The 19153-nt window shown below is 62.7% G+C and carries 14 protein-coding genes; 4 read left to right on the forward strand and 10 right to left on the reverse strand.

Annotated features, from left to right (window positions below):
• Positions 1-220: 220 nt before the first annotated feature.
• From O7A60_RS20830 to O7A60_RS20865, 8 genes are all read right to left on the reverse strand, one after another.
• Positions 221-1849: an alpha-D-glucose phosphate-specific phosphoglucomutase gene (locus O7A60_RS20830; protein WP_337107818.1), complete on the reverse strand. Its 1629-nt coding sequence runs from the start codon at positions 1847-1849 to the stop codon at positions 221-223.
• Positions 1850-1852: 3 nt separating this feature from the next.
• Positions 1853-3298 (reverse strand): glycogen synthase GlgA, encoded by a 1446-nt coding sequence (gene glgA, locus O7A60_RS20835; RefSeq protein WP_337107833.1) that lies wholly within the window; start codon positions 3296-3298, stop codon positions 1853-1855.
• A gap of 78 nt (positions 3299-3376) precedes the next feature.
• Positions 3377-4642, reverse strand: coding sequence for a glucose-1-phosphate adenylyltransferase (gene glgC / locus O7A60_RS20840; protein ID WP_337107819.1), 1266 nt, complete (start codon positions 4640-4642; stop codon positions 3377-3379).
• Between the two features lie 51 nt (positions 4643-4693).
• A complete protein-coding gene (glgB, locus tag O7A60_RS20845; protein WP_337107820.1) occupies positions 4694-6907 on the reverse strand; it encodes a 1,4-alpha-glucan branching protein GlgB in 2214 nt (737 codons plus the stop codon).
• Between the two features lie 105 nt (positions 6908-7012).
• A complete protein-coding gene (locus tag O7A60_RS20850; protein ID WP_337107821.1) occupies positions 7013-9475 on the reverse strand; it encodes a glycogen/starch/alpha-glucan phosphorylase in 2463 nt (820 codons plus the stop codon).
• Between the two features lie 133 nt (positions 9476-9608).
• Positions 9609-10391, reverse strand: coding sequence for an ATP-binding cassette domain-containing protein (locus tag O7A60_RS20855; protein WP_337107822.1), 783 nt, complete (start codon positions 10389-10391; stop codon positions 9609-9611).
• Positions 10388-11449 carry an ABC transporter permease gene (locus O7A60_RS20860; RefSeq protein WP_337107823.1) on the reverse strand — a complete coding sequence of 354 codons (1062 nt, stop codon included), beginning with the start codon at positions 11447-11449 and terminating at the stop codon, positions 10388-10390. Before O7A60_RS20860 ends, O7A60_RS20855 begins: the two co-directional genes overlap by 4 nt.
• Before the next feature lie 156 nt (positions 11450-11605).
• Positions 11606-12583: a sugar ABC transporter substrate-binding protein gene (locus O7A60_RS20865; RefSeq protein WP_415926840.1), complete on the reverse strand. Its 978-nt coding sequence runs from the start codon at positions 12581-12583 to the stop codon at positions 11606-11608.
• A gap of 269 nt (positions 12584-12852) precedes the next feature.
• Here O7A60_RS20865 and O7A60_RS20870 point away from each other — a divergent pair, with 269 nt between their 5' ends.
• The 4 genes from O7A60_RS20870 to O7A60_RS20885 all read left to right on the forward strand — a co-directional run bounded on the left by O7A60_RS20870 (position 12853) and on the right by O7A60_RS20885 (position 16818).
• Positions 12853-14079 carry an ROK family transcriptional regulator gene (locus O7A60_RS20870; RefSeq protein ID WP_337107824.1) on the forward strand — a complete coding sequence of 409 codons (1227 nt, stop codon included), beginning with the start codon at positions 12853-12855 and terminating at the stop codon, positions 14077-14079.
• On the forward strand, positions 14080-14526 hold the full coding sequence (locus O7A60_RS20875) for an RbsD/FucU family protein (RefSeq protein WP_140507997.1): 447 nt from the start codon (positions 14080-14082) through the stop codon (positions 14524-14526). It begins immediately after the preceding gene.
• Positions 14523-15446, forward strand: coding sequence for a carbohydrate kinase family protein (locus tag O7A60_RS20880; protein WP_337107825.1), 924 nt, complete (start codon positions 14523-14525; stop codon positions 15444-15446). The genes O7A60_RS20875 and O7A60_RS20880 overlap by 4 nt, the downstream gene beginning before the upstream one ends.
• Before the next feature lie 229 nt (positions 15447-15675).
• Positions 15676-16818, forward strand: coding sequence for a DegT/DnrJ/EryC1/StrS family aminotransferase (locus tag O7A60_RS20885; protein WP_337107826.1), 1143 nt, complete (start codon positions 15676-15678; stop codon positions 16816-16818).
• A 72-nt stretch (positions 16819-16890) separates the two neighbouring features.
• Here the strand turns inward: O7A60_RS20885 and O7A60_RS20890 are convergent, their stop codons facing one another.
• Both O7A60_RS20890 and cysQ read right to left on the reverse strand, forming a co-directional pair.
• Entirely contained in the window at positions 16891-18153 is a 1263-nt protein-coding gene (locus tag O7A60_RS20890) for an O-antigen ligase family protein (protein ID WP_337107827.1), read from the reverse strand.
• Between the two features lie 54 nt (positions 18154-18207).
• On the reverse strand, positions 18208-19008 hold the full coding sequence (gene cysQ / locus O7A60_RS20895) for a 3'(2'),5'-bisphosphate nucleotidase CysQ (RefSeq protein WP_337107828.1): 801 nt from the start codon (positions 19006-19008) through the stop codon (positions 18208-18210).
• Between the last annotated feature and the right edge of the window lie 145 nt (positions 19009-19153).

Genomic DNA, 19153 nt, shown 5'->3' on the forward strand with positions numbered 1-19153 from the left:
CCTTCTCCCCTTGTGGGGCCCGAAGGGCGGGCGAGACCGTTGGCTCGCCCCGGGGGTGGATCGGCGCGCAGCGCCGAGCCGGATGAGGGGTGTTGGAAGGAATGAGGCGCCCGTGTTCTGGGCGCCGGTTTGCGCCAAGCTGGAGCACCCCTCAGCCGTCCGAGCTTCGCTCGGCCACCTTCTCCCACAAGGGGAGTAGGGAAGGCCTCATCCACCACCCTCAAGTAATCACGCTGGGCTTGTTGCGGCCGGTGTGGCTCTTGATCCGGGCAATGTCGTCGGCGGCGGCGATGAGATCGGCGAGCGCCTCCTGCGTGTCGAGATCGTGCCTCGCCTGGTCCGGCTCGTAGCGTTCGATATAGACGCGCAGGGTCGCGCCTGACGTGCCGGTGCCCGAAAGCCGGAAGACGACGCGCGAGCCGCCTTCGAACAGCACCCTTATACCCTGGTGCTCGCTGGTCGAGCCGTCGACCGGGTCGTGATAGGCAAAATCGTCGGCCTTGGCGATCTTCAGGCCACGCACGCTGGTGCCCGGCAGCGAGCCTAGCTTGGCCCTGAGTTCGTCGACAAGCGCATTGGCGCGGTCGGTCTCGACCTCCTCATAGTCGTGCCGCGAATAGTAATTGCGCCCATAGGTCGCCCAATGTTCGGTGACGATCTGTTTGCAGCTTTCGCCGCGCGCGGCCAGGATGTTGAGCCACAGCAGCACGGCCCACAGACCGTCCTTTTCGCGGACATGGTTGGAGCCGGTGCCGGCACTTTCCTCGCCGCAGATGGTCGCCATGCCGGCGTCGAGCAGATTGCCGAAGAACTTCCAGCCAGTAGGCGTCTCGTAGATGCCGATACCGAGCTTGTGGGCGACGCGGTCGGCCGCACCGCTGGTCGGCATCGAGCGGGCAATGCCCTTCAGACCTTCCTTGTAGCCCGGCGCCAGGCGGGCATTGGCGGCGAGCATGGCGACCGAATCCGACGGGGTGACGAAAATACCCTTGCCTATGATCAGATTGCGGTCGCCGTCGCCATCGGAGGCGGCGCCGAAATCCGGCGCGTTCGGTCCCATCATCTCGTCATATAGGTGTTTGGCATGAACAAGGTTGGGATCGGGGTGATGACCGCCGAAATCCGGCAGCGGCTTGAAATTGCGGCAGGTGCCGTTCGGTGCGCCGAGGCGGTGTTCGAGGATTTCCTTGGCGTAGGGTCCGGTCACCGCATGCATGGCGTCGAAGCGCATGCGGAAGCCCGACTTGAACAGTTTGCGCAGCGCATCGAAATCGAACAGGCTCTCCATCAGCTCGGCATAGTCGGTGACCGGATCGATGATCTCGATGGTCATGCCGCCAGCCTTGACGGTCCCGACCGTATCGATGTCGATCGGATCGATGTCGGCGGTCTTGAAGCTCGAAATCGCCTTGGTCTTGGCAAAGATGGCGTCGGTCAGCTTTTCCGGCGCCGGGCCGCCATTGCCGGCATTGTACTTGATGCCGAAATCCTCGTGCGGGCCGCCAGGATTGTGGCTGGCCGACAGGATGATGCCGCCGAAGGTCTTGTATTTTCGGATGACATGAGAGGCCGCCGGCGTCGACAATATGCCGCCCTGCCCGACCATCACCTTGCCGAAACCGTTGGCGGCGGCCATGGCGATGGCCTTCTGGATGACCTCGCGGTTGTAGTAGCGGCCGTCGCCGCCGATCACCAGGGTCTTGCCAGCAAATCCGTCGAGCGCGTCGAAGATCGACTGGATGAAGTTCTCGGCATAGTGCTCCTGCTGGAACACTGGCACCTTCTTGCGCAGTCCCGACGTGCCGGGCTTCTGGTCGGAATAGGGCTTGGTGGGGACGGTTCGTATCATGCTTCAGGCAACCCTTTTCGAAAGCAGCAGGCGATAAAGTTCGACGTATTTTTCGGCGCTTCGGTCCCACGACAGATCGGTCTTCATGCCCTGGCGCTGGATGGTTTCGAAGCTTGCGGGACTGGCATGGGCATCGACCAGGCGGCGGATGGCGTGCAGCAGCGCGCCGCCATTGTTGGGGGCAAATTGGAACCCGGTCGCCACGCCCGCGGCCATTGCTGCTTCATTGGCATCGATGATGGTGTCGGCAAGGCCGCCAGTGCGCGCGACGACCGGCACGCAGCCATAGCGCAGGCCATAAAGCTGCGTCAGCCCGCAAGGCTCGAAGCGCGAAGGAATAACGATGGCGTCGCAGCCGCCCTGCATGATGTGCGACAGCTGCTCATCATAGCCGACGACGACGCCGATGCGGCCGCGGTGGCGTGCGGCCGCGGCCAGCAGCGCGCCTTCGAGGCCCGCGTCGCCCGAGCCCAGGATGGCCAGCCTTGCGCCTGTCGCGACGATGCCGTCGACCACCGTCGCCAATATGTCCATGCCCTTCTGCCATGTCAGCCGGCTGACGACACAGACAATCGGGCTGTCGTCGCGGTCGAGGCCGAAACGGTCCTCGACGGCGGCCCTGTTGGGCGCCCGGGTCTTCAACGTTTCGGCCGTATAGGTCGATACCAGATGCTTGTCGGTCTCCGGATCCCAGATGGCGGTATCGATGCCGTTGACGATGCCATGGAGATCGCTTGAACGCATGTTGATGAGACCGTCGAGGCCCATGCCGAATTCCGGCGAACGGATCTCCTGCGCATAGGTCGGGCTCACCGTTGTGATCGCCCAGGCGGCTTGCAAGCCAGCCTTGAGGAAGCCGACACCGCCATAATATTCGACGCCGTCAAGTGCCATCGCCGCGGCCGGCAGGCCGAGCTCACCGAAAATGCCGGCGCCGAACTGGCCCTGGAAGGCGAGATTGTGGACGGTCATCATCGACGGTATGCCAACGGCCTTGCCGTAGCGCATATAAGCCAGGGTCATCGCCGACTGCCAGTCATGAGCATGGACGATGTCAGGCAGGTAGCCCGAAATGGCGCCGCCGGCGATATCGGCGCCGGCCTGGCTCAGCGCCGCGAAGCGCCGCCAATTGTCCGGCCAATCGGCGCCCGAGGCGTTGCCATAGGGACCGCCAGGGCGGTCGAACAGATGCGGCGCGTCGAGCACGAACAGGTCGAGCCCGCCGACCTCGACGGCATGGACCGAGGCCTTGCCGCCCTGCAGCAAAGGGTACTGATAGACGGCCTTCTTCTTCTTGAAGGCGTTCATCACCACCGGAAAGCCCGGGATGAGCGTGCGCATGGTCACGCCCTTGGCCGAGAGCGCAATAGGCAGCGCGCCGGTTACGTCAGCCAGTCCGCCGGTCTTGATCAGCGGGAAGATTTCGGGCGTGACCGACAGAACATGCATGCGCTTAACGATCCGCTCCTGGTCCATGTCGCCCAGAACCGTGTAGCGGTTTTGGGACCACGACATGCACAAAACACCCTAAAGTGACAGCTTGTTGATCATGTCCTGTGTGATCAGGCAGATACCCTTTTCCGAGACGCGGAAGCGCTTGGCGTCGATCGCGGGATCCTCGCCGACCACCAGCCCTTCCGGTATCCTTACACCGTGGTCGATGACGACGCGCTTCAACTTTGCGTTCCGGCCGACATGAACGTCGGGCAGCATGACAACCTCTTCCAGCGTCGAATAGGAATTGATGCGCGCACCGGTGAAAATCAGGCTTTTCTTCAGCGAAGCGCCCGAGACGATGCAATCGCCCGACACCAGTGACGAGACGGCGGAACCGCGCCTGCCGTCCTCGTCATGGACGAACTTTGCCGGCGGCTTCAACTCGGCATAGGTCCAGATCGGCCAGTCGCGGTCGTAGAGGTCGAGTTCCGGCGTCACGTCGGTCAAGTCGATATTGGCTTCCCAATAGGCGTCGACCGTGCCGACATCGCGCCAGTAGGCCTCGTTCTCGGCGGTCGAACGCACGCAGGACTTGGTGAAGCGGTGCGCGATCGCCTTACCGTGTGTGACGATATAGGGGATGATATCCTTGCCGAAGTCGCGGCTGGAGCCCGGCTCGGCGGCGTCGCGGCGCAGTTGCTCCATCAGGAACTTGGTCTTGAAGACGTAGATGCCCATCGAGGCCAAGGCGAATTCCGGATGGCCTGGAATTCCCGGCGGATCGGTGGGCTTTTCGACGAAGGCGATGATGTTGTCCTTGGCATCGACATGCATGACGCCGAAGCCGGTCGCTTCCATGCGCGGCACTTCGAGGCAGCCGACCGTGACATCGGCGCCGGCATCGACATGCTGGCGCAGCATCATCTCGTAATCCATCTTGTAGATGTGATCGCCGGCCAGGATGACCATGTATTCCGGACCATAGGCCTCGATGATGTCGATGTTCTGGTAGACGGCGTCCGCCGTGCCTTCATACCATTGCGTTTCCGACACGCGCTGGCTGGCCGGCAGGATGTCGAAGCTTTCATTTCGCTCGGGCCGCAGGAAGTTCCAGCCGCGCTGCAGGTGGCGGATCAGCGAATGCGCCTTGTACTGAGTGGCGACGCCGAGGCGGCGGATGCCGGAATTGAGCGCATTGGAGAGCGCGAAATCGATGATGCGCGTCTTGCCGCCGAAATAGACCGCCGGCTTGGCGCGCCGGTCGGTCAGTTCCTTGAGGCGGCTGCCGCGCCCGCCGGCCAGCACATAGGCCATGGCGTCGCGGGCCAGCGGCTGGGTTCGTTTCAAGTCTGCCATTCCTACCCTCCCAAGTTACTCGTCTTTATGCGTTGACCAGCCTTAACGAGTTCAGTCCGCGGCGAGTTCAAGCATGATCGTCGACAGCGGTGGCAGAAGCATCGTTGCCGAAATGCTCTTGCCCTCCGCCCGTGCCTCGACCACGCCGCCATTGCCCATGCCGGAGCCGCCATATTCGGAAGCGTCGGTGTTGATGATCTCGCGCCACTTGCCGGCCTTCGGCAGAGGCACACGATAATTGTCGCGCGGCACCGGTGTGAAATTGGAGATGACGGCGACTGGATTGCCGCCGGGAGCGTTGCGCACCCAGGCGAAAACCGAATTCTGGCTGTCGTCGACGATCAGCCAGGAAAACCCTTCCGGCTCGCAGTCGCGGCCATGCAGGGCCGGGCGTGAACGATAGAGATAGTTGAGATCGCGCACCGTCTGCCAGACACCGCGATGCGGGCGGAAATCGAGCAGGTTCCAATCGAGCGCGCGCGTCTCGCTCCATTCGCGGCGCTGCGCGAATTCCTGGCCCATGAACAGCAGCTTCTTGCCGGGATATCCCCACATGAAGCCGTAATAGGCCCGCAAGGTCGCGAATTTCTGCCAGTCGTCGCCGGCCATTTTGCCGAGCAGCGTGCCCTTGCCGTGCACGACCTCGTCATGCGAGAGCGGCAGCACGAAATTCTCCGAGAAGGCGTAGGTCAGGCCGAAGGTCAGCTCATTGTGGTGGTGCTTGCGGAAAATCGGCTCCTTTGAAAAATACTCCAGCGTGTCGTGCATGAAACCCATGTTCCACTTGAAGCCGAAGCCCAGCCCGCCTTCATGGACAGGCGCCGAGACCTTTGGCCATGAAGTCGATTCCTCGGCGATGGTCATAACGCCGGGATGGTGCCCGTAGAGCTCCTTGTTCATCTTCTGCAGGAAGCTGACCGCCTCGAGGTTTTCGCGCCCACCCTTCTCGTTGGGAATCCATTCGCCCTGCTTGCGCGAATAGTCGAGGTAGAGCATCGAGGCGACCGCGTCGACGCGAAGACCGTCGACATGGTATTTTTCGGCCCAGAATAGTGCGTTGTTGACGAGGAACGACACCACCTCGCGGCGGCCGAAATTGTAGATCGCGGTGTTCCAGTCCGGGTGGAAGCCCTTGCGCGGGTCGGCATGCTCGTAGAGCGCGGTGCCGTCGAAATGGACCAGACCGTGCTCGTCGACAGGGAAATGCGCCGGCACCCAGTCGAGAATGACGCCGATGCCGGCACGGTGGGCGCCATCGACAAAGCGGGCAAAGCCGTCCGGATCGCCGAAGCGGGCCGATGGCGCGTAGAGGCCGGTTGTCTGGTAACCCCAGGACGGGTCATAGGGATGCTCGGAGATCGGCAGGAATTCGACATGGGTGAAACCGGCCTCGACCACATAGGGGATCAGCCGGTCGGCCAGTTCATCCCATGACAGGAAGGTGCCGTCGTCGCGAAGCTGCCAGGAACCGGCGTGGACTTCGTAAATCGAGATAGCTTCGCGCCGAGGGTCGGCGTTGCGCCAGAAATCGCGATGCGCCTCGTCACCCCATGGATGGGCCGGCGGCACCGCGGTCACAGAGGCGGTTGCCGGGCGCAGCTCCGACTTGAAGGCGAACGGATCGGCCTTCAGCGGCAACCTGACGCCATCGGGGCCTATGATTTCGTATTTATAGGGCCGGCCGGCACCAATATCGGGAATGAACAGCTCCCAGATGCCGGTGTCGCGACGGTCGCGCATCGTATGCCGGCGGCCATCCCAGTCATTGAAATCGCCGACCACCGAGACGCGCCGGGCATTGGGCGCCCATACCGCGAAATGCACGCCGGTAGCGCCTTCGTGCTCGATGACATGCGCGCCGAGCTTGTCGAACAGCCTGAGATGCGAACCTTCGGCGATGTAGTAATCGTCCATCGGCCCGAGCACCGGGCCGAACGAATAGGGATCGGTCAGCCACCAGTCGCCGCCGGCATTGCGCGCGTGGTAGCGAAGCGGTTGGCGCTTCCTGATCGACAGCTTGCCCTCGAAGAAACCGGCGTCGTCGCGCCTGGTCAATTCGCCCGCCTCGATGCCGGTCAGCGTGTAGGCGGTGACGGACTGCGCGTGCGGAACGAAGCAGCGCGCGAACAGGCTCTTGCCGGCCTCCTGGACACCGAGAACCGCAAAGGGATTGCCGTGCGTACCGGCGACAATCGCCGCAACATCGCTGGCTGGCGCCAGTCCGTCCGGCCCGCTTGTCGCAGCGGTCGCGCGCGGCTTCCTCATCAGGCAGCGTCCCTCCCAGGGCACCAGCTATTCATTTCCAGCGATGTGAATTGGCATTCAACTCGCATCACCGGGACCACATTGTTCGTGGCTCATGCAATCACATCAGACCGGCACGTTCCAGATTTCTTTCGCGTATTGACGGATCGTGCGATCGGAGGAGAACCAACCGACGCGGGCGACGTTGCGGATGGCGCGCGCGTACCAGTCCGGGCTGTTGCGCCAGACGGCATCGACGTCGCGCTGGCAGGCGGCATAGGCGTCGAAATCCGCCGCGACCATGAACCAGTCGGTGTCGTAGAGACCGTTGATGAGATCGCGGTAGCGATTGGGATCATCGGGCGAGAAGACGCCTGACGAAACGGCCGCGACCGCCTGCACCAGTTCCGAGGATGCTTCGATGACGCCGCGCGGATTATAGCCATTGTTGCGCCGCTCGGCGACTTCTTCGGTGGTGAGGCCGAAGATGAAGATGTTGTCGTCGCCGACATGCTCCTTGATCTCGACATTGGCGCCGTCGAGCGTGCCGATGGTCAGCGCGCCGTTCAGCGCGAACTTCATGTTGCCGGTCCCCGATGCTTCCATGCCTGCGGTCGATATCTGCTCGGAAAGATCGGCGGCCGGCATCAGCACCTCGGCCAGGCTGACGTTGTAGTTCGGTACGAACACGACCTTCAGCAGGCCGCGCACCGAAGGGTCACTGTTGATCACCCTGGCGACATCGTTGGCCAGTTTGATGATCAGCTTGGCGTTGTGGTAGCTGGGCGCGGCCTTGCCGCCGAAGAATTTCACGCGCGGCATCCAGTCGCGCTCGGGATGCGAACGGATCTGGTCATAGAGCGCGATCGCTTCGAGGATGTTGAGGAGTTGGCGCTTGTATTCGTGGATGCGCTTGACCTGGATGTCGAAGAGCGCCGAAGGGTCGAGCTTGATGCCGAGGCGATCGGCTACCAGATTGGCAAGCCTCACCTTGTTCTGGCGCTTCACGGCGGCGAATTTTTCGCGGAAGGCAGTGTCGTCGGCGAGAGGATCGAGCCCCTTGATCGCCTCGATGTCATCCATGAAGCGGTCGCCGATCGCCTCGCGGGCAAGCGCGGTGAGGCCCGGATTGCACTGGATGAGCCAGCGCCGCGGCGTGATGCCGTTGGTCTTGTTGTTGATGCGATCGGGATAAAGTTTGTGTAGGTCGGCGAAGACCGTCTTCTTCATCAATTCGGTGTGCAGCGCCGACACGCCGTTGATCGAATGCGAACCGACAAAGGCCAAATTGCCCATGCGCACCCGGCGGTCGCCATTCTCCTGGATCAGCGAGATGCGGCTGATCTGCTCGTCCGAGAATTGGTCGGTGGCGCGAGCTTCGAGCAGCACCTGCGCGTTGATGGCGTAGACGATCTGCATGTGGCGCGGCAGGAGTCGCTCGAACAGCGGCACCGACCAGCTTTCCAGCGCCTCGGGCAGCAGCGTATGGTTGGTGTAGCCGAAGGTGCGCTTGGTGATGTCCCAGGCGAGATCGAAATCCATGCCATGGACATCCATCAAGAGCCGCATCAGTTCAGGCACGGCGATCGCCGGATGGGTGTCGTTGAGGTGGATCGCGGCCTTGTCGGGCAGCGACTTCAGGTCGCCATATTGGCTGCGATGGCGCTGGACGATGTCCTGCAGCGAAGCGGTCGAGAAGAAGTATTCCTGGCGCAGCCTGAGCTCCTGCCCGGCCATGTGGGAATCGGCTGGATAGAGCACGCGCGACAGCGCATCGGCCTTGTTGCTTTCAGCCAGCGCCCCGATGTGGTCGCCGGCATTGAACTTGTCGAGCAGGATCGGATCGATCGGCATGCCCGACCATAGTCGTAGCGTGTTGACGCGCTTGGCGCGCCAGCCGGCCACGGGCGTATCGTAGGCGACAGCCAGAACATGTTCCCTCGGCTTCCAGACATGGCGTTCGAGGCGCCCTTCCCTGGAGGTGATCGATTCGACCGAACCGCCGAAGCCGACTTCGAAGGAGCGCTCGCGGCGCTCGAACTCCCAGGGGTTGCCATGGTCAAGCCAGGTCTCGGGCAGTTCGACCTGCCAGCCGTCATGGATTTCCTGGCGGAACATGCCGTTGGCATAGCGGATGCCGTAGCCATGCGCGGGAATGTCGACGGTCGCCATGCTTTCCATGAAGCAGGCGGCGAGCCGTCCGAGGCCGCCATTGCCAAGGGCAGCGTCCGGCTCGAGCGCCGCGATCAGGTCGAGGTCGACGCCGAGCGACGACAGCGCCTCACGCATATTCTCCATCAGGCCGAGATTGGAAAAGGCGTCGCGCATCAGACGCCCGATCAGGAATTCGAGCGAGAGGTAATAGACGCGCTTTTCCTGCTGGTCGTAGGCTTCCTTGGTCGCCTGCATCCAATGGTCGACGATGCGATCGCGCACGACCTTGATCGAGGCAGTCAGCCAGTCGTACTGGGTCGCGACGGTGGTGTCCTTGCCGACACGGTATTTGAGCGACATCAAGACTTCTTCGGCGAGCGTCTTGGGATCGGGATTGTCGAGAGCGGGGGCTTCGATCGTCATGGCGGATGTCATATCGCCTCTCGTTCGGTTTGGCCTGATCATACCGGCTTTCACCGTTTCTCCCAGCCTATCCTAGTGCATTGCAGCATGTTTTCAATCGATTAGAGAATACTCCCGCCTGCTTACCCCGCGGCAACTTGGCAGTTCAGGCCGCCAATGCCGCCTCCGGGGGTGTTTTTGCCCCGGTCATGAAGGCAACCGCATCGGACATCGTATGTTGCTTGGGGTCGATGACGCACAGGCGACGGCCCAGACGGTGGATGTGTATACGGTCCGCCACCTCGAAGACGTGCGGCATGTTGTGCGAGATCAGCACGATCGGCAGACCGCGCTTCTTCACGTCGAGGATCAGTTCGAGCACGCGGCGGCTCTCCTTGACGCCCAGTGCCGCCGTCGGCTCGTCCATGATCACCATCTTCGAACCGAAGGCGGCGGCGCGGGCCACCGCAACGCCCTGGCGCTGGCCGCCCGACAGCGTCTCCACCGCCTGGCTGATGTTCTGGATGGTCATCAAGCCGAGTTCGGTGAGCTTGTCGCGGGCGCGCTTTTCCATTGCCGGACGGTCGAGCATGCGAAGCCACTGGCCGACAAAGCCGGGTTTGCGGATCTCACGGCCGAGGAACATGTTGTCGGCGATCGACAGCGCCGGCGACAGCGCCAGGTTCTGGTAGACGGTTTCGATGCCGGCTTCGCGAGCTTCCATCGGCGACTTGAAGGAGACGGGTTTGCCTTCGAGCCGGATTTCGCCTTCGTCCGGCACGGCCGCGCCGGAAATCGCCTTGATGAGCGACGACTTGCCGGCGCCGTTGTCGCCGATGACGGCAAGGATTTCGCCGGGGTAAAGGTCGAAATCGGCATTGTCGAGAGCCGTGACGCGGCCATAGCGCTTGACCAGACCGCGCGCGGTGAGGATGGGTTCCTGGGTCATGCCGAAACCTTTCTGATCCATTGGTCGATGGCGACGGCGCCGATGATCAGCACGCCGGTGAGCAGCACTTTCCATTGCGGATCGGCGCCCAGCATGTTGAGGCCCATCGAGACGACGCCGACGATCATGGCGCCGAACAAGGTGCCGAGGATGGAGCCGCGGCCGCCGAAGAGAGAAATACCGCCGATCACCGTCGCGGTGATGGCCTGCAGATTGTAGTCGGTGACGGCAGCGGACGGCGAGATCGAGCCGTTGCGACCGATCGAGACCCAGGCCGCGAAAGCGGCGATCAGCCCGGCAAGGGTGTAGACTGTCATCAGCACCTTCTTGGTTTGGATACCCGACAGCTTCGCCGCCTCCTGGTCGTCGCCGACGGCGTAGACATGACGGCCCCATGCGGTGTGGTTGAGCACGTACCAAAGAACCAGCACGAGCACGACCGTGGCGATGACGCCGAGCGTCAGCACCGCCGTGCCGACCTTGAAGCTCAGGGCAAACAGGTGCAGCAGCGGCGCCTGATTGTCGACGTCGGTGTCGCGGATCGTCTCATTGGCCGAATAGATGAAATTGGTGGCCATGACGATGTTCCAGGTGCCAAGCGTCACGATGAAGGGCGGCAGCTTCATATAGGCGACCAGCAGCCCGTTCAGCAGCCCGCAAGCCGCTCCGGCGGCAAGCCCGATCGCTACGGCGAGCACACTCGGCATGCCGTAGCTGACCGCGCAATTGCCCATGATCACGGCCGAAATCACCATGATCACCCCGATCGACAGGTCGATGCCGGCGGTCAGGATGACCAGCGTCTGCGCGGCCCCGAGAATGCCGACGATGGCGATCTGCTGCAGGATCAGTGTCAGTGTGTAGGACGAGAAGAATCGCCCTCCGATCGTGATGCCGAAGATGATGATCGACAGAAGCAGCACGATCAGCGGCACCGCGGCCGGCGTCGAATGCAGAAAATGCTGGATGCGCTTGACGGCTGATTTGTGCTCGTCGAAAGCGGCCACACTTGAGTCGCTGGCCGAGAGAACCTTCTCGAATTCCTGAACTTGAGCCATTTTTTCTCCCCGTAGGGCTTCAGCCACGCGCTGACGCCTTCCACGCCTTCCGGTCTGTCGCCGGGATTATTCGCGTTTACAGTGATGCATCGTCCACCCGATGCGGCCGGGGATCAAGCCCCCGGCCGCATCGGTTTTGTTCCGGTCAGGCGGGCATTAGCCCCAGCACTTGGCGAGGCCTTCCTTGGTGTCGATGGACTTGACGCCATTGGCGGGCTTGTCGGTGACGAGATTGACGCCGGTGTCGAAGAAGTTCTTGCCCTCGGTCGGCTTCGGCTTGGTCCCGTCCTTGGCGAAAGCGGCGATCGCCTCGATGCCGAGTGCGGCCATCTGCAGCGGATATTGCTGCGAGGTGGCGCCGATGACGCCTTCGGCGACCGACTTCACGCCGGGGCAGCCGCCGTCGACCGAGACGATCAGCACCTGGCTTTCGAGGCCGACGGCCTTGAGCGCCTGGTAGGCGCCGACCGCTGCCGGCTCGTTGATGGTGTGGATGACGGTGATGGTGTTGTCCTTCTGGAGAAGGTTTTCCATCGCCTTGCGGCCGCCTTCCTCGTTGCCGTTCGTCACATCATGGCCGACGATGCGCGGATCGGTCTCATCGCCAATCTTGTTGGGATCCTTCACGTCGATGCCGTAGCCCATCATGAAGCCCTGGTCGCGCAGAACGTCCACGGTCGGCTGCGAGGGGGTCAGGTCGAGGAAGCCGATCTTGGCATCCTTGGCCTTGTCGCCCAGAGTGGCGGCGGCCCAGGCGCCGATCAGCTTGCCGGCCTCCAGATTGTCGGTGGCGAAGGTCGCGTCGGCGGCGTCGATCGGGTCGAGCGGCGTGTCGAGCGCTATCACCAGCAGGCCCGCGTCGCGCGCCTTCTTCACGGTCGGCACGATGCCCTTGGTGTCGGACGCGGTGATCAGAATGCCCTTGGCGCCATCGGCGATGCAGCTTTCGATCGCCGCCACCTGGCTCTCGCTGTCACCGTCGATCTTGCCCGCATAGGTCTTGAGATCGACGCCAAGTTCCTTGGCCTTGGCGGTCGCGCCCTCTTTCATCTTGACGAAGAACGGATTGGTGTCGGTCTTGGTGATCAGGCAGGCGCCGACGCCGGCGGCTGATGCGGACGAAGCGAACGCCATCAGACCCAGCGCGGCCGCCGCAAAAACGGTGGACTTCAACAGTTTTGTATTGGTCACGATTTTCCTCCCAGTGGACCATTTTCGAGTGCCGGCCAACCGGCACCCGCACGGCATCCAAGCGACTTCTCCCAGCGCGGATGCCCCCTCAAAGAACACCACAGCAAGGCATCTGTCAATAATTAAATCACTCTTATTTATTATTGACAGCCTTGCGTCGTTCACTCATTCTGGCCCAAAAGCATTGCCGGGGAAACGACGGGAGGAACAGGGTGGAGACCGCCACTGCGAGGCATGGTTCGCCCGAAGCGAACGAGAGCCTTATTCACCGCGGCACCAACCAGAGCGGCATGCGCGACCACAACGAGCGCCTGGTGCTTTCGCTGGTGCGCCAGCACGGCAGTCTTGCGAAATCCGACATTGCCCGCATGACCGGACTTTCGGCGCAGACGGTCTCGGTCATCATGCGCGAACTGGAGGAAGAAAGCCTGCTCGTGCGCCAAGCGCCGTTGCGTGGCAAGATCGGTCAGCCCTCGATCCCCATGGCGCTCAATCCCGAAGGCGCCTTCTTCATCGGCCTCAAGATCGGCCGCCGTAGCGCCGAACTCGTGCTGATCGATTTCCTCGGGCAGGTGCGCGCCATGCTGCAGCATTCCTACCGCTACCCTGCCCCACGCGAGACGGTCGAGTTTGTCACGTCGGGCATGAAGACGATGCGCGGCGAGCTGACACCGGCGCAGGACAAGCGCATTGCCGGACTCGGCATCGCCATGCCGTTCGAACTTTGGAACTGGGCCGACACCGCCGGCGCGCCGCGCGACGTCATGGACGAATGGCGCCATCGCGATATCAGGGCCGACGTCCAGGCACAGTGCGATTTTCCGGTCTACCTGCAAAACGATGCCACCTCCGCCTGCGGCGCCGAACTGGTCTTCGGCCAGACGGGCGCGGCGCGGGACTTCGTCTATTTCTACATCGGCGCCTTTGCCGGCGGCGGCATCGTGCTCAACGGCCGGCTCTTCGGCGGACCGACCGGCAATGCCGGCGCGCTCGGCTCAATGCCCGTGCCCGGGCCGGATGGAAAACCGACCCAGCTGATCGACGTGGCCTCGATCGCCATGCTCGAAAAAACACTGAATGCGCGTGGCGTCGAGGCCTCGTATCTTTGGACCTCACCCGAGGATTGGGGGGAGATCGGCACTGAGCTCGACGAGTGGATCGCCAGCGCCTCGCGGGCGCTCGCTTACGCCATCGTGGCAGCGTCCTCGGTCATCGATTTCGAGGCCGCGGTGATAGACGGCTGGATGCCGAAGGCCGTGCGCCAGAGGCTGGTCGAGGCGGTCGTGACGGCAATCGGCGCGATCGACGGCGAAGGGCTGAAACTTCCGGCCGTCCGCGAGGGAAGCGTGGGCATCCATGCCCGGGCGCTCGGCGGCGCCAGCCTGCCGCTTTCCGAACGCTTCCTGATCGGTTCGACGACGATCTCCAGGAGCGCCTGAATGCTGATCGGGATTCCGGCGCTGCTTGGTCCGGAGCTTCTGGCGACGTTGCGCGCCATGGGCCATGGCGACGAGATTGCCCTGGTCGACGGGAACTATCCGGCGCAGGAGCAAGCAAGACGCCTCATCCGGACCGACGGCCATGCCCTCATTCCCGTACTCGACGCGATACTGACGCTGCTTCCGGTCGACGATGTCGTGCCGGAGGCGCTGTTTCGCGCGTCGGTGAAAGGCGATCCGTCGCTTGCCGACCCCGTCCATCATGAAATGGAGGCGATCTGCGCCAAACGCGCTCCGGGCCGCAAGGTGGTTGCGCTGGCCGGCGCCGACTTCTATGCACGGGTCAGGTCGGCGCATGCCATCGTCGCGACAAGCGAGCCGCGGCTTTACGCCAACATCATCATCCGCAAGGGCGTGATCTATCCGCCGGAGACCAGGAAGCCATGATCCTCTGCTGCGGCGAAGCCCTGATCGACATGCTGCCGCGCACCACCACCGAGGGTGAGCCGGCCTTTGCTCCCTATGTCGGCGGCGCCGTTTTCAACACGGCGATCGCGCTCGGCCGGCTCGGCGCGCCGGCCGGCTTCTTCTCGGGCCTGTCGTCGGACCTGTTCGGCGGCCAGTTCCGGGACGCGCTCGGGGCAAGCAAAGTGAGTTCAACCTACGCGCACACTTCGCCCCGGCCGACGACGCTGGCCTTCGTGCGGCTGAACAACGGCCAGGCAACCTACACCTTCTATGACGAGAACACGGCCGGGCGCATGCTGACCATCGAAGACCTGCCGCAACTCGGCGGCGAGATCGAGGCGATGCTGTTCGGCGCCATCAGCCTGATCTCGGAGCCGGCTGGCTCGGCCTATGAGGAGTTCATGCGGCGCGAGCATGAGGCCCGCGTGATGATGCTCGATCCCAACATCCGGCCGAACTTCATCCCCGACAAGGCCAAGCACCTCAGGCGCATCCGGGAGATGATGGCGATGGCCGACATCGTCAAACTGTCGGACGAAGACCTCCACTGGTTCGGCGAAGCCGGTTCGCACGAGGATGTGGTGCGCAATTGGCTCGAACGCGGCCCCAAGCTGATCGTCGTCACCCATGGCAGCGAAGGTGCCGTTGGCTACAGCAAGCAGCACCGTGTCACCGTCATACCGGAGACAGTCAAGGTGGTGGACACCGTCGGCGCCGGGGACACGTTCAACGCCGGCATCCTTGCCTCCCTGCATGAGCAAGGCCTGCTGGCGAAGGCGGCGATTTCCCGCCTGTCCGAAGACGCAATCCGCAAAGCATTGGCGCTCGGCGCCAAGGCGGCGGCAGTGACGGTATCACGAGCCGGCGCCAATCCCCCCTGGCGGCACGAGATCGGCTGATCGGCTCCCGAAAGCGATCACTTTATGTTTCCATGCGCCAGAAAACCGCGATAAAAGTGGCCTGGATTGAGCCGCCAAGCCCGGATTCCCTGCTTTTTGGGGCAATGCGCCGGTAAAACACGGTAACGGGCTGCGACACTTGCACCGTACCTCCGGTCCGCAGCCGGCTTTTTCAGCCGCGCCAAGTCTGGTACCAGCGGGCCGGTTATTGGCAGGCATTGAGGCCGACATGCAGTTCATCGATCTTGGCGCGCAGCGCGAACGAATCCGCGACCGGCTGAAAGCCGCGATCGACCACGTTGTCGAGGATGGCCGGTACATCTTTGGACCCCAGGTCGCCGAATTCGAGAAGAAGCTCGCCGCCTATGTCGGCGTCAAGCATGTGGTTGCCTGCGCCAACGGCACCGACGCACTGCTTTTGCCGCTGTTTGCCGCCGGCATCGGCCCGGGCGACGCGGTGTTCGTGCCGAGCTTCACCTTCGCCGCCACGGCGGAAGTGGTGGCGCTGGCCAAGGCCGAGCCGGTTTTCGTCGATGTCGATCCGAAGACCTACAACATCGACATCGCCAGCCTCGAGGCGGCGATCGCGGCCATCAAGAAGGAAGGCCGACTGAAGCCGAAGGCGATCATCCCCGTCGACCTGTTCGGTCTTGCCGCCGACTACGAGGCGATCATGGCTATCGCCAATCGCGAAGGCTTGTTGGTGATCGAGGATGCCGCGCAGTCCATGGGTGGTTCGCTCGAAAGCAGGATGTGCGGCTCGTTCGGCCATGTCGGCTCGACCAGCTTCTATCCGGCCAAGCCGCTTGGCTGCTATGGCGACGGTGGCGCGATGTTCACCAATGATGACGCTTTGGCCGACACGCTGCGTTCCTTCGCCTTCCACGGCAAGGGCGAGACGCAATACGACAACATCCGCGTCGGCATCAATTCACGGCTGGATACGCTGCAGGCGGCAATCCTGATCGAGAAGCTGGCCATCCTCGAGGAAGAAATGGTAGCGCGGCAGGTGGTAGCCAAGCGCTATGCAGAAGGCCTGGGCGACATCGTCACCGCGGCCCGTAACCTGGATGGCAGCCGTTCGGCCTGGGCGCAATACGCGATCGAAACGCCCAAACGCGACGGCCTTAAAGCGCATCTGAGCGAAAAAGGCATCCCGTCTGTCATCTATTACGTCAAGCCGCTGCATGAGCAGATCGCCTATCGCGACTACCCGCGCTCGCCGACCGGTCTTGCGGTTTCGGAGGACCTGCCGAAACGCATCCTGTGCCTGCCGATGCATCCCTATCTTAGCGAGGCCGACCAGGACCGGATCATCGAAACGATCCGCAACTATATCGGCTCGAACTCGGCGCAGGCCGCGGCCGAATAGGCGCCTGATAGCAGAGGCCGACACACCTCGTTCGCTTAGAGCGGTCGGGGCGCAGGCCGGCGCGTCGCGCCGTTATTCTGAGACGGTCGGCGCGCGTCTTCTGGTCCGGTCATCCACTCCCGGCCGGGTCACGGAACGGCACTGCAATATGCAGATCCCTGCTGTGAAGACCAAAGTGCCCAGCACCCATGACAACCAGATCCGATGGTCGACCGACAGTTCGACAACAGCTATGATCAGGTAGTTGCTGGCTATGAAATGGCAGGGGCCCCTCAAACCGCCGATCATTCTTATGATCGCGCCCAGGAGCACCCCATACACAATGATGCCCAGCGCTCCGAGCTCGTACCACAAATCGAATACGATATTGTGTGCGCTTGGGAGATCCACCTGCGCATAATATGTGGGACTCACCACAACCCCGACCGCGTTTCTCATCGTATTGGCGCCATGGCCGAGAACGGGCTGGTCCGCAATGTGGGGCGAGATCATCTGCCAAAGATCAAGCCGCGCGGCGAACGTTCCCGGATAGAAGACCAGCCATCCCGTGGTTTTGAGGTAGGCGAACAGCGGCGAGACGACGAAGGGCGCGATCAGGGCAAAAGACAAATAGACGGCGAAGAATGCGACCAAGGCGTGCTGGCGGTATTTGGCGGGCACGACAAACATCACCGCCACGAAGACAATCGCCAGATTGACGCCGGTCGATTGACCGTAGAGCAATGTCAGCACGGCAAAGAGAGCCGCAAGCCCCTTCCAGACGAACCGCGGCTGGGCAAGAAACATGACGGCAAAAAAAGCCCCATAGACCGTGATCTTGTGGAGGGTGAAAACATTTTCCACAAATCGCGGATTTTCGGTCAAAAACGCAAAATACAGTTCCCAACCCATCACCGACACCAGGCCGATCAACATGCCGACCAATGAGACCCGCGCGAGCCGGTCGCGTTGAGCGCCCGGAAGCGCCAGAATGCACTCAAACAGCAGGATGGCGGCGACCGAATAGCCAAACAGGTCCCTCGCCGCCATGAGAGAGCGGCTCGCGTTAACCGACCACAAGGCGCTCGACAGGACAAAGCCGGACAAGAGGGCCAGAGTTACGGCGAGGCCTATCGTTGCCCTGCCAAAGCGCGCACCCTTCGTCAAAAGGGTAAGAGCGCCCATGAGTGCCGCGACAAATGCCAGGGCCGTAGGAGACATTTCGACGAAGACGAAAAGGGCGGGAGAGAGGGCGTAGAGGCCCAGCAACATCCTGATGACTATTTCGTCGCGATTGCTGGTCCATACCGGAAACCCGCCCAGAATGACGGCATGGCATTTCTGAAAAAAGGACATTCAACTACCGACTCAGGGAACGCCTATACAGGATAGGTTATCGGCGAAGGCACCTCAACGTTCGACACGTCCCGCGGTTGCAACCCTGCCGCTGGCGATGAAATGCGGATTGGCGAAGTCCTCGTCATCGGCCTGGTTGCGCTTGCCGTAGGCCAAGGGCTTGCCGTCCAGCGTGCGTGTCGTGCCACCGGCGGCGCGCAGCACCGCGTCACCCGCCGCCGTGTCCCATTCCATGGTGCGGCCGAAGCGCGGATAGACATCCGCCTCGCCATTGGCGAGAAGGCAGAATTTCAGCGACGAACCGACCGAGACGATCTCGGCGGCACCAAGGTCGCGAATATAGGCTTCGGTTTCCGGCGTGTTGTGCGAGCGGCTGGCAACCACCGCCAGCGGCGTCGCGGCCGTTCTCACCGAAATCGGCCGGCGAGAAACGATCCGGTAGTCGCCATCGATTTCGAGGGCTTCCGCCCTGCCCGGCAGACCGGAAAAGAAGCGGCCGCTGCATGGCGCGAAGACAACGCCGACTTCCGGCACGCCATGGCGGGCAAGCGCGATGTTGACGGTGAAGTCGGTGCGCCGGTTGACGAATTCCTTGGTGCCGTCAAGCGGATCAATGAGGAAGAAGGTCTCGCCAAGTTCGCCCGGCATTACACCGGCCGCCGCCTCCTCCTCGGCCACGCAGGGAATGTCGGGGAATTCCGCACGCAGGCCGGCGAGGATGATCTTCTCGCTCTCGCGGTCCGCCTCGGTCACCGGCGAGGAATCCGATTTGCGGTCGACCGCGCAGCCGGCGTGGAACACACGCATGACCTCACGCCCGGCCGCTAGCGCCAGCCGCTCGAAGATCTCAAGCATCGACGTGTCGTCAGATGCCGCCGCCATTGTCATATTGATCTTCCGCAATGTCACGCTCGTTCAGCCAGTGTTCCAGGGCATCTACCATCTCTTCAGGCGACTTGCCGAGCGTCTTGAGATGGATCTCCGGGTTCTCCGGTGCTTC

This window comes from Mesorhizobium salmacidum (SeqCode) (genome assembly GCF_037179605.1).
GTDB classification, from domain to species: Bacteria; Pseudomonadota; Alphaproteobacteria; order Rhizobiales; family Rhizobiaceae; genus Mesorhizobium; species Mesorhizobium salmacidum.

Bases quoted from the DNA above. Each gene is read 5' to 3' on its own strand.
- O7A60_RS20875 (WP_140507997.1), top strand. From the start codon at position 14,080: ATGCTGATCGGGATTCCGGCGCTGCTTGGTCCGGAGCTTCTGGCGACG.
- O7A60_RS20830 (WP_337107818.1), bottom strand. From the start codon at position 1,849: ATGATACGAACCGTCCCCACCAAGCCCTATTCCGACCAGAAGCCCGGC.
- O7A60_RS20880 (WP_337107825.1), top strand. From the start codon at position 14,523: ATGATCCTCTGCTGCGGCGAAGCCCTGATCGACATGCTGCCGCGCACC.
- O7A60_RS20860 (WP_337107823.1), bottom strand. From the start codon at position 11,449: ATGGCTCAAGTTCAGGAATTCGAGAAGGTTCTCTCGGCCAGCGACTCA.
- O7A60_RS20885 (WP_337107826.1), top strand. From the start codon at position 15,676: ATGCAGTTCATCGATCTTGGCGCGCAGCGCGAACGAATCCGCGACCGG.
- O7A60_RS20890 (WP_337107827.1), bottom strand. From the start codon at position 18,153: ATGTCCTTTTTTCAGAAATGCCATGCCGTCATTCTGGGCGGGTTTCCG.
- cysQ (WP_337107828.1), bottom strand. From the start codon at position 19,008: ATGCTTGAGATCTTCGAGCGGCTGGCGCTAGCGGCCGGGCGTGAGGTC.
- O7A60_RS20850 (WP_337107821.1), bottom strand. From the start codon at position 9,475: ATGACATCCGCCATGACGATCGAAGCCCCCGCTCTCGACAATCCCGAT.
- O7A60_RS20865 (WP_415926840.1), bottom strand. From the start codon at position 12,583: ATGGCGTTCGCTTCGTCCGCATCAGCCGCCGGCGTCGGCGCCTGCCTG.
- glgB (WP_337107820.1), bottom strand. From the start codon at position 6,907: ATGAGGAAGCCGCGCGCGACCGCTGCGACAAGCGGGCCGGACGGACTG.
- glgC (WP_337107819.1), bottom strand. From the start codon at position 4,642: ATGGCAGACTTGAAACGAACCCAGCCGCTGGCCCGCGACGCCATGGCC.
- glgA (WP_337107833.1), bottom strand. From the start codon at position 3,298: ATGCATGTTCTGTCGGTCACGCCCGAAATCTTCCCGCTGATCAAGACC.
- O7A60_RS20855 (WP_337107822.1), bottom strand. From the start codon at position 10,391: ATGACCCAGGAACCCATCCTCACCGCGCGCGGTCTGGTCAAGCGCTAT.